The sequence below is a fragment of the Streptomyces sp. NRRL S-1022 genome, from assembly GCF_000720135.1.
Classification (GTDB): domain Bacteria; phylum Actinomycetota; class Actinomycetes; order Streptomycetales; family Streptomycetaceae; genus Streptomyces.
Window position 1 is genome coordinate 559838 of record NZ_JOIU01000008.1, and the last position, 13204, is coordinate 573041.

Consider the following 13204-nt stretch of genomic DNA (forward strand, 5'->3'; position numbering starts at 1 on the left):
CCGGCCCGCCCGGGGCCGGGACGGGGAAGCCGGGCATGCTCCGGAGGGCAGGCCCTAGGCCGCCAGGTCGCGTTCCTCGGTCTCCAGGGACGTCCGGGCGCCGGGCAGCAGGGCGTCCCGGCCGGCCTCCGCCGCCGGGCGGCGCCGCACCAGCCATCCGGCGCGCGGCGAGCGCTCCACGGCCCGCATCAGCGGGGTGAGCAGGGCCGTGGCCGGCGGGGACAGCAGCAGGACGACCGCCGTGCCCAGCGCGAAACCGCCGATGACGTCCGTCGGGTAGTGCACGCCCATGTAGACCCGGCAGAAGCCCTCCAGCAGGGCCAGCCCGATACCGGCCAGGCCGAAGCGGCGGTGGGCGACGAAGAGCCCCACGCCGAGCGCCATCGTGATCGTCGCGTGGTCGCTGACGAAGGAGAAGTCGGTCTTGCCGCCGACGAGGACGTCCAGGCCCTGGTGGTCCACGAAGGGGCGGGGGCGCTCCACGAAACCGCGTATCGGCACGTTCACGAGGACGGCGAGGCCGGCCGCGAGCGGCGCCCACACGAGCGCGGCCACCGAGGGTGCCGCGTCCTCCCCGCCCCGGCGCCGCACCGACCACCAGCACCACAGGACCAGCAGGACCATGGCGAGCAGCAGTCCGTACTCACCGACGAACTCCATGACCCGGTCGAACCAGTGCGGTGCGTCCTTGGCCAGGCCGTTGATGTCGTAGAGCAGGTCGACGTCGGGGTTCGATCCGGATTCGGCGAGTACAGCCATGGTGCTGCGGCCCCTTCGTCGTCTTCCCGGACGCACCTCGTGTGCGTCGCGCCTGCCCCCCGGTGGTACGTAGATCCGCTTCCGCTGCACTGCCGCACTGACGTCCGCTCGGCTACGTCAACAGGAACGCACAGCCACCCTCCATACGTTCCACTCTCCACTGAATGATCACGCAGACGTTATCGAAGAGAGACTCATCACCGCAGCTCAGGGGGTTGGTTAACACCACGTCACACGCTCGTGGGGAGCGCTTTTGCGCCATCTTCGGTCACCCGGGTCGCGCCGAAGTAGTCGGGGGTGTCGATCGGGTCGAAGCGGATCACGGCGCCCGTACGCGGGGCGTCGATCATGTAGCCCCCGCCGACGTAGATCCCGACGTGCCGGATGGCCCGGGAGTCGGTCAGGTCGTCGGAGAAGAACACCAGGTCACCGGGGAGCAGCTGGTCCCGCGAGGGATGCGGCCCCGCGTTGTACTGGTCGTTGGCCACCCGCGGCAGTCCGATCCCGACCTTCTCGTACGCCGCCTTGGTCAGGCCCGAGCAGTCGAACCGCCCGCCCTGCTCGGCGGTGCCCTCGCCGCCCCACAGGTACGGCGTGCCGAGCCGGCTCTGCGCGAAGGCGATGGCACCGGCGGCCTGCCGGGTGGGGTCGATCCGGGTGACCGGCGCGGCGAAGCTCTTCTCCAGGCTGCGGATCCGCTGCACGTAGTTGCGCGTCTCGCTGATCGCCGGCACCCCGCCGGACCGGATCACCCGGTAGGCGCCCGCGTTGTAGGCGGCGAGCATGTTGTCCGAGACGTTGCCCGGCACGTCCTTCACGTACTTGGCGAGTTCGCAGTCGTACGAGGCCGCCGACGGGATCGCGTCGTCCGGATCCCAGATGTCCCGCTTGCCGTCGCCGTTGCCGTCGATGCCGTGCGTCGCCCACGTGCTCGGGATGAACTGGGCGATGCCGCGCGCGTCGGCCGGGCTGACGACGGTCGGGTTCCACCCGCTCTCCTGGTACAGCTGGGCGGCGAGCAGCGCCGGACTGAGCGCGGGGCACAGGTTCCCCCACTTCTGCACCAGCGAGGTGTAGGCGGCCGGCACGGCCCCCTTGGCCAGCCCGCGGCTCCCCGACGCCACCCCGCCCAGCAGGTTCCCGGCCACGAGGTAGACACCGACGACGAGCAGCATGACGAAGCCCATGCCGAGCGCGACGGCCGCGCCACCGATCACCCATACCTTCCGCACGGTTCAACTTTCCCCCATGCGGGCGCCGTTCAAGGCCATTTGAGCGCGAAGTGGCGTCATTTCACTGTTGAACGGGCCGCTGGACGGGCCGGGGTGACGACTCCTCAGCCCGCTCCGGCGCCCGCCGTCGCGTCCCGGTACAGCTCCGCCGCCTCGCGGCTCAGCACCACGCTGTAGGAGGTGTCGGCCGTGGCGCCGCCCTGTTCGTGGCCGCCGAGGACGCCGACGATCTGCGCGTCGCCGTTGACCCAGGGGCTGCCGCTGGTGCCTCCGGTGAAGGCGGGGCAGTCGATGCGCTGTTGGGTACGGCTGTGCGCGGTCGGCTTGTTGGTGCAGCTGATGGGCGTCTCGCGGGAGGAGGGGTAGCCGGTGACGGTCACCGCGGTGGCACCGGTGGCCACCCCGGTCGCGAACCGGTTGGCCCCGACCACGTCCTCCAGTCGCCTGCCGCCGGGTCCGGCGACGGTGGCGAAGGCGAGATCGCTGTCCTCGTCCTGGCCCTTGGCCCAACCGTCCGGCAGGAACCGCCGCGTCACCCGCCACACGCCGAACGGCGCCCGCCCGTTCCGGTAGCCCGGCACGAACACCAGGTCGCCGTCGGCTCCGTCCACACAGTGCGCGGCGGTGACGATCAGGTCGCCGTGCGGGCTGTGCGCCACCGACGCGGTGCAGAAGTGGCCACCGGCCGGCCGGCCCGCCCGGTCCGCGCCGAACAGCGCGCCCACGCGCGCGCTGCGCCGGTTCACGACGGTGTCCGCGGTGACCCCGAACGGGCCCGGCCCGTCGTCCGCGGCAGCCACGGAGGCCGAGGTCAGCGCGAGTACCACCACAGAGGTGACCGAGATGCGTGAGATGCGCTTCATCAGTTCACACTCTTGCCCAGGAAGGTGAGAAACCTGCCCCGACTTCGCTGAGATTTTCCTGTGAACCTCCGGCACACCGCCGCCGGAGTGCCGAAAACCAGTACGAAACCGGACCGGCCGCCCCCGGTCCGCGGCCCTCGGAACGTCGTCGTCGCCGGATGGGTGCCGAGCAGCGCGGTCAGCTCGGGCGCGGGCTCGGCCGGGCCCGCCGGTCGCGGTCGCCGACGTCGCCGACGAGGATGCCGACACCGTCCGGTCCCGCCGGCGCCTGCTCGGCCGCGTCCCGGTCGGTGACGTCGAAGGCGGCGGCCGTGCCGTCGTGGCCGCCCTCGACCCACAGCCGCGCCGCGGCCCGCGCGAGCGTGACCGGGTGACGGCCGTCCAGCACGACGTGCGCCCCGGCCGCGTCTGGCCCGCGTGCCATCTCCGGCCCGGGTCCCCGCACCGAGCCGGTCACCACGGCGGTACGGCCGGTCAGCCGGAAGCCCAAAGGGCCGGTGCCGGTCAGCGGAAGCTCAAGGGGCCGGTGCCGGTCAGCCCTCGCCCTCCCGCGGGCCGGTGCGGTCGGCGGGACGGCGCGGTGGGCGGTCCGGGTCCGCCGTCTCCTGACGTGGGACCGCCGGCAGCGGCCCCGCCGTCACCGTGCCGTCGCCGTCAGCGGCCACCGCACGCCCGTCAGCTCCTCGGACAGCGTCCACAGCCGCCTGGCCGCCGCCGGGTCGCTCGCCGCGGCGCTGCGGCCGACCAGGGCCGGGGCGCCGCGCATCTCGGCGGGGCCGTCGGGACCGACGTAGGCCGCGCCGGGCAGGTCCTGGGTGGCGGCGTAGAGGGTGGGGAGGGCGCCGGCCGTGTCGTCCTGGGCGAGGAACTTGTTGCCGACCACCATGACCGCCCTCGTCACGGGGTTCGCGGCGTGGCTCTGGAGGTTGGTGGCCGCCCAGCCGGGGTGGGCCGCCAGGGCCCGTACGGCGGACCCGGCCTCGGTCAGGCGCCGCTGGAGTTCCAGGGTGAACAGCAGGTTCGCCAGCTTGGACTGGGCGTAGGCGCGGGTGGGGCTGTAGTTCCCGCGCAGGTTGACGTCCTCGAAGTGGATCACGTTGTCGCCCCAGCGGTGCGCGCCGGAGGACACGGTCACCACCCGGTCGGTCACGTGCGGCAGCAGCAGGCCGGTCAGCGCGAAGTGCCCCAGGTGGTTGGTGCCGAACTGCATCTCGAAGCCCTGCTCGGTGCGCCGCTCGGGCAGCATCATCACGCCGGCGTTGTTGATCAGCACATCCAGCGGGCGGTCCCAGCCGGCGGCGAACTCGCGCACAGAGTCGAGGTCCGCCAGGTCCAGCCGGCGCACCTCGGTGCTGCCGTGCACCCGCGCCGCGGCGGCGCCGCCCCGGGCGAGGTCCCGTACCGCGAACACCACGTGCGCCCCGGCCCCGGCCAGCGCCCGGGCGGTGACGAGGCCGATGCCGCTGTTGGCACCGGTGACCAGGGCCGTGCGGCCGGTCAGGTCGGGGAGGAGGGTCGCGTTCCACTTGCCGCGCTTGCCGCGCGAGCCGGTCGTATCCGTCATGGCCTCAATGTAGGCAGTGACAACAATGCTGTCAACGACAACATCGGGATACGATGACGTACATGCCCGCGAGCCGCCCCTACCACCACGGAGACCTGCGCGCCGCCCTGCTCAGGAGCGCCGAGCGCACGCTGCGCGAGAAGGGGACCGGCGCGCTCTCGCTGCGCGAACTCGCCCGGGACCTCGGCGTCAGCCACGCCGCCCCCGGCCGGCACTTCAAGGACAAGCAGACCCTGCTCGACGCCCTGGCCCTGGACGGGTACGAACGCCTCAACCAGGCCCTGACCACCGCCGCCGACCGCGCGGACGCGTCCCTCGAACAGCGGCTGACCGCCCTCGCCCGCGCCTACCTGGGCTTCGCCGTCGAGAACCCCGTACTGCTGGAGCTGATGTTCGCGCGCAAGCACGAGCCCGACCGGACCGCCCAGCTCGCGGCGGCCGTGGACCGCTCCCTGGGCACCTTCACCCGGCTGATCGCGGACGCCCAGGAGCGGGGCGAGATAGTCCAGGGCGACCCCGAGCGCATCACCACCGTCGCCGCCGCGAGCATGCACGGCCTGGCCGCCCTGATCGCCGGCTGCGCCCTCGACGCGGCGGAGGCCCTGGCCGGCCTGGAGGAACACGTCCACCTGCTGCTGCACGGCCTGCGCCCACGCTGACCCGCACGCCAGCGGGCACACGGGAAGACGGGCCACGACCCGCCTTCCCGTCGTTGCGTGAGAACATCGACGCGACGCCTCACCCGACCAGCCGTCAGAAACCGTGCCGGGCCGAAAAGAAGGTCATCGTTGCCCGGCGTGACCTGCCGTGATACACAGAGTGACCGCACGGGCTATTCGTACGAAACCCGCCAGTCAATGACGTCAAGTCGACATACGTTGGCGGCGTTGTCGGCGACAATGAGGCCTGACCTCTGCACACCGCAGGGGCACACACGGAACTACCCACCAGGGGCGGTGACTTACATGCTCTTTGCGGCCGACAAGGGAGACATCAACACCATCATCGGCGGGATCGCTCCGGACTGGGGCCCCTTCGGCAGCCTGGGCAACGAGGCCAAGGTGATGATCGAGGTGGTCATGGCCGTGGCCATCCTCCTCTGCCTCGGCATCGCGGTGTGGGGCGCGGCGAAGCAGCGCATCGGCGCCACGGCCCTCCGGGACACCTTCAGCGCGGAACAGGGCAAGGGCCTCATCATCGCCGGCCTCACCGGGGTGTTCATCATCGGGTCCCTCGGCACGCTGTTCACCATCGTGTACGGCATGGCGGTCTAGCCCGTCCCCTCCACCCCACCCACCCGTCGTGCCCACCGGCTGAGGTTGCGTTTCCCTGATGTCGAGTCACCACACCGCGCCCCCGCGGGAACCAGCACGGCTACCGTCGTACGCCTACGAGGGTGAGGGAGCGCAGACGGCATGAGTCCCGGAGACGAACAGGCCTACACCGACTACCCCGAGACGGGCCACACCCGCACCCGCCTCCCCGACCCCGACCCCTACGGCGGCGCCCCCCGCCGCCCCCACCGCACCTCCTCCCGCAGCCTGGTCACGGTGGTAGGCGTAGTAGTCCTCCTCATCGCCGCCATCGCCTTCGCCAACAGAGGGGACGATTCGGCCGGGGACGACACGACCGCCAAGGGCGCCCAGCCGCGAGCGGCCTCGACCGCGGCCAGCGGGGCCAAGCCGGTCGACACGAAAACCGGCAGCATCCCCAACGGCTTCCCGCACACGGACCAGGGAGCCCAGAGCGCAGCGGCGAACTACGCGGTGGCGTTGGGATCGGCCGACATGTTCACCAAGGCCGGTCGCGATGCCATCCTGCAGGCCGTCATGACTCCTTCCGGGGTGATGAGTTCCGAGGCGGCGTTCGACAAGGCGTACACCCCCGCCCTCAGCAAGAGCCTCGGCCTGAACGACGACGGCACCGCCCCGAAGGGCTATACGTTCGTCTCCCGCACCAGTCCCATTGGCACGAAGGTCACCGAGTCCACCGGCGACACGGCCACGGTCGAGGTCTGGTGCAGCGGTCTGCTCGGTCTCGCGGGCGAGAATTCCACGAACCCGGTCACCAACAGCTGGTTCACCATCACGATGAAGCTGGAGTGGGTCGACGGCGACTGGAAGATCATCACCCACTCCCAGAAGGACGGCCCTGCGCCTGTTCCCGGCGACGACAGGGCCTCCAGTGCCGGCGAGATGTCAAAGGCCGTCGATGAGTACGGAGGGTTCACCTATGCCCGCTAACCGCCGCGTACTCTCGTTGACCGGCGCGGTCACCGCCGTCCAGACGGCCGCGATCCTCATGGCCACGCGTGCCTTCGCCGACCCCACACCCCCGTCCTCGCCTTCGCCCACCCCTACGCCCACCGCCACGAGAAGCAGCGACACCTGCGACCTGGTCCATGGTGCGGCCCGGAAGTTCTGCGAAAACGACAACGGCTCCGGTGGATCCTCCGGCGGAACCCCCGGCAACCCCCTCACCGAGACGCTCGACCCCCTCGCCTCCCTGGCCAAGGGATGCGCGGACGCCGCGTCGTGGACCATCGGGAAGCTCAGCGACGCCGTGAAGGAGACCGCCACCGTCGACTTCACCAATCAGGCGTTCCTCAAGCAGTACGCCGTCGTCTTCGCCGCCTCCACCATCCTCACGCTCCTGCTGTGGCTGCTGGCCGTCGCCAAGCGAGCCGTCCGCGGCGTCCCCCTCACCACCGCCATCTCCGAAGCCGTCGGCTTCCTCTGGCTCACCGTGCTGGCCTCCGCCTTCACCCCCCTCATCCTGTACACCGTCGTATCGGCGACCGACGGCGTCACGGACGTCCTCGCGAAGGCCACCGGCGACCAGGCCGACACGTTCTTCGGCACCTTCTCCGGCGCCCTGAAGAAGGGCAACGACATCGGCGGCGGCCCCATCATGCTGATCGTCGTGTCCCTGGTCAGCATCCTCGCCGCCGGCGTCCTCTGGCTGGAGCTGGTCATCCGCGCCGCCCTGCTCTACGTCGGCGCCCTCCTCGGCACCGTCGTCTACGCCGGCCTGGTCGACAAGAACCTGTGGGGCCACGTCCGCCGCTGGGCCGGCATCATGATCGCCGTCATCCTCGTGAAGCCGGTCATCGTGATCGTGCTCGGCCTCGCCGGCGCCCTCTCCGGCGACAGCGGCCCCGACGCCTTCTCCGCCGTCGTCTCCGGCCTCGCCATCATCCTGCTCGCCATCTTCGCCAGCGCGATGATCTACCGCTTCGTCCCCGGCTTCGGCGACGAACTCGCCGGCTCCCGCAACAACCGCATCATGCAGGGCGCCGAGAGCAAGGCCGCCGCCGTCATCAGCTCCCCCGCCACCCTCGTCGCGCAGGGCATCAAGACCCACAGCACCCGCGCCGACAACACCGCGGGAGCGGGCGGCAGCACGCCCCGCCCGGCCAACCCCGCCACCGGCGGCGTCGCCGCCCACAGCAGCCGTACCCCGGCCGGGGGCACCGGCGGAGCCGTCCCCTCCGCCGCGCCCGCGCCCCGCGCGTCCAGCCCGGTCAACACCCCGCACGCCAGCAACACCCGCAACAACCGCTCGGGAGGTGAAGGGCGTTGACGACCGAGTCCCACCTGTCCCATCCGGTCACGCCCCGCCGTACGTATCTCATCGGCCGCGCCCGGCCGAACGCGATCATCGGCCGGAACCGCGAGTCGGGCGAGATCGCCCTGATCGTCGTCGGTGCCTTCCTCGGCATGATGTGCGGCCTCCTCGTCCCCGTCCTGGCCCTGCGCATCGTGCTGCTGACCGGCTTCCCGCTGCTCGCGCTCGCCGCCGTCTACGTGCCGTACAAGCGCCGCACCTTCTACAAGTGGTTCGAGATCAACCGCTCCTTCAAGCGCACCGTCAAGCGCGGCGCCGCCTACCGCTCCACCGCCATGGAGGCCGGCACCCGGCTCGACGGCCGCGAGATCGAGGTCGGCCCGCCGCCCGGCATCGGCCGCATCACCTGGCTCGCCGCCCCCTTCGGGCCCGACGAGATCGCCGTACTCCTGCACGCCGACCGCAAGACCGTCACCGCCGCCATCGAGATCGAGGGCCCCGGCGTCGGCCTGCGCGACTCCGAGGACCAGGAGGCCCTGGTCGACCGCTTCGGCACCCTGCTCAAGCACGTCGCCAACGGGGACGGCTTCGTCACCCGGCTGCAGATGCTCGCCCGGACCCTGCCCGCCGACCCCGACGCCCACGCCAAGGACGTCGCCCAGCGCGGCGACACCCGCGCCCCCGGCTGGCTCCAGCAGTCCTACGACCAGCTCCAGTCCATGGTGTCCACCAGCAGCGAGCAGCACCGCGCCTACCTCGTCGCCTGCATGCACTACAGCCGCGAACTGGCCGCCGAGGCCCACGCCATGGCCCGCGCCGCCCGCGCCCACGGCGGCAAGGTCGACCGCGACGCCGGCCTCGCCGTCGTCATGGCCCGCGAGCTGACCGACATCTGCTCGCGCCTCCAGGAGGCCGACATCCGGGTGCGCCAGCCGCTCGGTCAGGGCCGGCTGGCCTCCCTCATCCACTCCATGTACGACCCCGACCACCCCATCGACCACATCCAGGCGATGACCCAGCGCAACGCCTGGCCGGCCGAGCTGGACGCCGTGGAGCCCACCTATCTCCAGGCCAAGACCCGGGAGTCCAGCACCCGCGCGCCCTGGTGCCACGCCACCGCATGGGTGAAGGAGTGGCCGATGACACCCGTCGGCGTCAACTTCCTGGCCCCGCTCCTCGTCCACACCCCGGACGTCATCCGCACGGTCGCCGTGACCATGGACCTCGAACCCACCGAGATCGCCATCGAGCGCATGCTGACCGAGAAGACCAACGACGAGGCCGAGGCGTCCCGCGCCGCCAAGATGAACCGGACCGTCGACCCCCGGGACATCGCCGCCCACAACCGCCTCGACCAGCGCGGCGAGGACCTCGCCAGCGGCGCCGCCGGCGTCAACCTGGTCGGCTACATCACCGTCTCCTCCCGTTCCCCGGAGGCCCTCGCCCGCGACAAGCGGACGATAAGGGCCTCCGCCGGCAAGTCGTACCTCAAGCTGGAGTGGTGCGACCGGGAGCACCACCGCGCCTTCGTGAACACACTTCCCTTCGCCACCGGCATCCGAAGGTAGGGGCTGTCGCCGATGCGGGATCCGCTGTCCGTCCTCACCGAGGCCTTCACCTCCTTCCTCTTCGGGAAGGTGGAGACGACCCGGCTGCCGGTGCGCACCTCCACGGGCCAGGCCCAGGCCGTCTACCTGCCCACGGCCGCGCCCGGCCTCGGCGACTCCGGCGTCATCATCGGCCGCGAGGTGTACTCCGGGAAGGGCTACATCTACGACCCGTTCCAGCTGTACGGCCAGCAGCTGCCAGCCCCGCACTGGCTCGTCCTCGGCGAGTCCGGCAACGGCAAGTCGGCGCTGGAGAAGACGTACGTCCTGCGCCAGCTCCGCTTCAAGGACCGCCAGGTCGTCGTCCTGGACGCCCAGGGCGAGGACGGGGTCGGCGAGTGGAACCTCATCGCCCAGGAGCTGGGGATAACCCCCATCCGGCTCGACCCGGCGGCCGCCCTGAACCACGGGATCCGGCTGAACCCCCTGGACCCGTCGATCACCACCACGGGCCAGCTGGCGCTGCTGCGCACGATCATCGAGGTGGCGATGGGCCACGGCCTGGACGAACGCTCCGGCTTCGCCCTGAAGGTCGCGCACGCCTACGTCAACGAGACGATCACCGACCGCCAGCCGGTCCTCACCGACATCGTGGAGCAGCTACGGCACCCCGAGCCGGAGTCGGCCGAGGCGATGAACGTCGCCATAGACGACGTACGCGCCTGGGGCCTCGACGTGGCACTGGTCCTGGACCGCCTGGTCGACGGTGACCTCAGGGGCATGTTCGACGGCCCGACGACCGTCGGCATCGACCTGGACGCACCGCTCATCGTGTTCGACCTGTCCCACATCGACCGCAACTCCATCGCCATGCCGATCCTCATGGCCATCGTCGGCGTGTGGCTGGAGCACACCTGGATCCGCCCCGACCGGAAGAAGCGCATCTTCCTGGTCGAGGAGGCCTGGCACATCATCAACAGCCCCTTCGTGGCCCAGCTGTTCCAGCGGCTGCTGAAGTTCGGGCGCCGGCTCGGCCTGTCCTTCGTCGCGGTCGTCCACCACCTGTCCGACGTGGTCGACGGCGCCGCCGCGAAGGAGGCGGCGGCCATCCTGAAGATGGCGTCGACCAGGACGATTTACGCCCAGAAGGCCGACGAGGCCAGGGCGACCGGCCGGGTCCTGGGCCTGCCCCGCTGGGCGGTGGAGATCATCCCGACCCTCACCCCCGGCATCGCGGTCTGGGACGTCAACGGCAACGTCCAGGTGGTCAAACACCTGATCACGGAGACGGAACGGCCACTGGTCTTCACCGACCGCGCGATGACCGAGTCCTCCAGCGACCTCGCGGCCGACGACGCCCTGCGCGCCGCCGAACTGGAGGCGGAGCAGCGGGCCGCGGCCTTCGTGGAGCAGCACCTGGGCGACTCGGAGTCGACGGTGGCTTAAGGAGCGGTGGCGTCAGAACGGTGGCGTAGGAGAAGCAGGGGCAGCAGGGGACGCAGGGGAGTACAGGGTGAGACCGGACGACCGCCGTGACCGTCTCCGGGAGGGCCGGGGCGGCATCCCCGACGGCCTGCTGATCGGCATGCTCGCGTTCCTGCTCGGCATGACCGTGCTGGTGTGGACGGCCACGGGCCTGGCCGCCTGGTTCGCCCAGGGCGCCTGGCCCAGCGGCGTCACCTTCACCCGCACCCCCCTGGCCATGCGCCACCTCATCGGCCGGCCGCACGACATCACCGGCGCCTGGCCCGACACCCCACCGGCCCGGCTGTCCGGCTGGGGCCTGTTCTGGGGCCTGTTCATCGGCCAGCTGATGATCCTCTTCGTCCTCGTCATGTTCGTCCTGGGAACGGTGGCCCGCTGGCGTGCGAACAAGGCACGGCGGACCGCTGCCACGGCCGAGGAGGCGGCACCGGCGGGTGCCGCGCCCGCGGTGGCGGCGAGTGCCGCCCCCGAGGTCCTCAGCCCTGCGCCGGTGCCCGTGGTTCCCGCGCCACCGCATGAGGTCCCGGCACCGCGCAGCGAGCCCGCGCCGCCGCCACCGGACCCCCGGCCGGCCGGGGAGGAACGGACGGGCGGATGGGAGAAGCTCCTCATCGCCCCCAGGGAAAGCCGCCAGGCCGCCGCCGCCCGGGCGGTACGCGACGCGGAAGGCCCCGTCCTCCTCGTCACCTCCAACCCCGCCCTGTGGACGGAGACGAAGGACACCCGCGCCAAACTCGGCCCCGTCCTCCTCTACGACCCCACACACCTCTGCGACACCCCGGCCCGTCTGCACTGGTCCCCCACCGTCGGCTGCGAGGACAAGCAGACGGCCCTGCACAGGGCGACCGCCCTGCTCGCCCCCGTACAGCCCACCGCCAAGATCGACCAGGCGGTGGCGGACACGGCGACCACCCTCCTGCGCAGCTACCTGCACGCAGCCGCCCTGGACAGCCGCACGATCCGCCACGTCCACCGCTGGTCCCAGGGCACCCAGGTGCAGGACGCCGTCCGCACCCTGCGCACCCACCCCAAAGCGGCCCCAGGAGCGGCGGGCGAACTGGAGGCGGCGCTCACCGCCCATCCCGAACGCCGTGACATCGCCCAGGAACTGACCAGCCGGGCCCTGTCGGCCCTGTCCACGGTCAACGTCCGTGAGGCCTGCACCCCGAACCGAACTGACGCGCTGGTCCTGGATTCCTTCCTCCATGAAGGGGGCACGCTCTATGTGGTCGGTGAATCCATCGAGGACCCGCGGAGCAGGCCCGGCGCGATGCCGCTCCTGACGGCCCTCGTCTCCAGCGTGGTCGAGCGCGGCCGGCGCATGGCCGAACGGTCATCCTCCGGTCGGCTCGACCCACCACTCACCCTGGTCCTGGACGACGTCGCGGCAGTGGCCCCGTTCCCCGAGCTGCCCGCCCTGCTCGCCACCGGAGCGGACCAGGGTCTGCCGGCGCTCGCCCTGCTCCGCTCCCGTGAACAGGCCCGCTCACGCTGGCCGCACCAGGAACTCCCGGTCTAGGCAGGCGGCTCCAGGACGAACTCCAGCTCGTTCTCGGCCTCGTCCTTCGTGAACGACACGACCCGCCCGCTCGGCTCGAAGCCGAGCTTGCGGTACGCCGCCTGCGCCCGCGCGTTCTCCTCGTGGACGAACAGCCTCACCCGCTCGGCCCGCTGCTCCCACGCCCAGGCCGTGCCGGCCTCGAACAGCGCCTGGACGAGCCCGTTCCCGCGGTGCTCGGGCCGGACGAACACCCCCACCGCGTGCCCCTGCCGCCGCTCGACCGGGTATCCGGCCCAGTCCTGCGTCCCGGCCTCCTCCATCAGTACGGTGACCGAGCCGGCCCAGGTCCCGTCGGGTGCCTCGGCGATGAACTGCAGGGCGGTGGTGGACCCTTCGCCGGAGCCGACGGCCCGGTCCTGCCAGAAGGAGTCCGGCTGGGCGGCCGCGTTGTCGTAGGTCTCCAGAAAGGCGAGGTGCGCGATCGGGTCCCGCAGCGCGTCGAGCCGCAGCTGCTTCACCTTTTCCCAGTCGGCGGGGCGTATCGCGCGGACGACGTAGTCGTTCCCGGTCGGTGCGGTCATGGAACAACCCTAAACGCAGAAAACCCCCGCACCGAAGTGCGGGGGTTTCCTCAAAAATTGTTCGGCGGTGTCCTACTCTCCCACAGGGTCCCCCCTGCAGTACCA

13 protein-coding genes are annotated in these 13204 nt (G+C 71.5%); 7 read left to right on the forward strand and 6 right to left on the reverse strand.

The window, feature by feature from the left end; genetic code table 11:
• Positions 1 to 54 precede the first annotated feature (54 nt).
• The 5 genes from IG05_RS0113095 to IG05_RS0113120 form a co-directional block, all read right to left on the reverse strand.
• Positions 55 to 759, reverse strand: a complete 705-nt coding sequence (locus IG05_RS0113095) for a phosphatase PAP2 family protein (RefSeq protein WP_030342176.1) — start codon at positions 757 to 759, stop codon at positions 55 to 57.
• 230 nt (positions 760 to 989) lie between these two features.
• Positions 990 to 1991, reverse strand: coding sequence for an NlpC/P60 family protein (locus IG05_RS0113100; protein ID WP_037813584.1), 1002 nt, complete (start codon positions 1989 to 1991; stop codon positions 990 to 992).
• 104 nt (positions 1992 to 2095) lie between these two features.
• Complete coding sequence (locus tag IG05_RS0113105) at positions 2096 to 2854, reverse strand: trypsin-like peptidase domain-containing protein (RefSeq protein WP_030342178.1); 759 nt, start codon at positions 2852 to 2854, stop codon at positions 2096 to 2098.
• A 178-nt stretch (positions 2855 to 3032) separates the two neighbouring features.
• On the reverse strand, positions 3033 to 3314 hold the full coding sequence (locus IG05_RS0113110) for a hypothetical protein (RefSeq protein ID WP_324605007.1): 282 nt from the start codon (positions 3312 to 3314) through the stop codon (positions 3033 to 3035).
• A gap of 177 nt (positions 3315 to 3491) precedes the next feature.
• Positions 3492 to 4418 carry an oxidoreductase gene (locus IG05_RS0113120; protein WP_030342180.1) on the reverse strand — a complete coding sequence of 309 codons (927 nt, stop codon included), beginning with the start codon at positions 4416 to 4418 and terminating at the stop codon, positions 3492 to 3494.
• Positions 4419 to 4471: 53 nt separating this feature from the next.
• Between IG05_RS0113120 and IG05_RS0113125 the strand changes: the two genes are divergently transcribed.
• The 7 genes from IG05_RS0113125 (at position 4472) to IG05_RS0113155 (ending at position 12536) form a co-directional block, all read left to right on the forward strand.
• Positions 4472 to 5077 (forward strand): TetR/AcrR family transcriptional regulator, encoded by a 606-nt coding sequence (locus IG05_RS0113125; RefSeq protein WP_030342181.1) that lies wholly within the window; start codon positions 4472 to 4474, stop codon positions 5075 to 5077.
• A 306-nt stretch (positions 5078 to 5383) separates the two neighbouring features.
• The gene (locus IG05_RS0113130; RefSeq protein WP_014673544.1) at positions 5384 to 5692 is read left to right on the forward strand and encodes a hypothetical protein; all 309 of its coding nucleotides are present in this window, start codon (positions 5384 to 5386) and stop codon (positions 5690 to 5692) included.
• A 141-nt stretch (positions 5693 to 5833) separates the two neighbouring features.
• Entirely contained in the window at positions 5834 to 6661 is an 828-nt protein-coding gene (locus IG05_RS0113135) for a hypothetical protein (protein WP_030342182.1), read from the forward strand.
• Complete coding sequence (locus IG05_RS0113140; protein WP_030342183.1) at positions 6651 to 8000, forward strand: hypothetical protein; 1350 nt, start codon at positions 6651 to 6653, stop codon at positions 7998 to 8000. Before IG05_RS0113135 ends, IG05_RS0113140 begins: the two co-directional genes overlap by 11 nt.
• The gene (locus IG05_RS0113145) at positions 7997 to 9553 is read left to right on the forward strand and encodes an SCO6880 family protein (RefSeq protein ID WP_030342184.1); all 1557 of its coding nucleotides are present in this window, start codon (positions 7997 to 7999) and stop codon (positions 9551 to 9553) included. The genes IG05_RS0113140 and IG05_RS0113145 overlap by 4 nt, the downstream gene beginning before the upstream one ends.
• A gap of 12 nt (positions 9554 to 9565) precedes the next feature.
• Positions 9566 to 10978 (forward strand): ATP-binding protein, encoded by a 1413-nt coding sequence (locus IG05_RS0113150; protein ID WP_030342185.1) that lies wholly within the window; start codon positions 9566 to 9568, stop codon positions 10976 to 10978.
• A 67-nt stretch (positions 10979 to 11045) separates the two neighbouring features.
• Positions 11046 to 12536: a type IV secretory system conjugative DNA transfer family protein gene (locus tag IG05_RS0113155; RefSeq protein ID WP_030342187.1), complete on the forward strand. Its 1491-nt coding sequence runs from the start codon at positions 11046 to 11048 to the stop codon at positions 12534 to 12536.
• Here IG05_RS0113155 and IG05_RS0113160 read toward each other — a convergent pair.
• Complete coding sequence (locus IG05_RS0113160) at positions 12533 to 13099, reverse strand: GNAT family N-acetyltransferase (RefSeq protein ID WP_030342189.1); 567 nt, start codon at positions 13097 to 13099, stop codon at positions 12533 to 12535. The two genes, IG05_RS0113155 and IG05_RS0113160, sit on opposite strands and share 4 nt — an antisense overlap.
• Between the last annotated feature and the right edge of the window lie 105 nt (positions 13100 to 13204).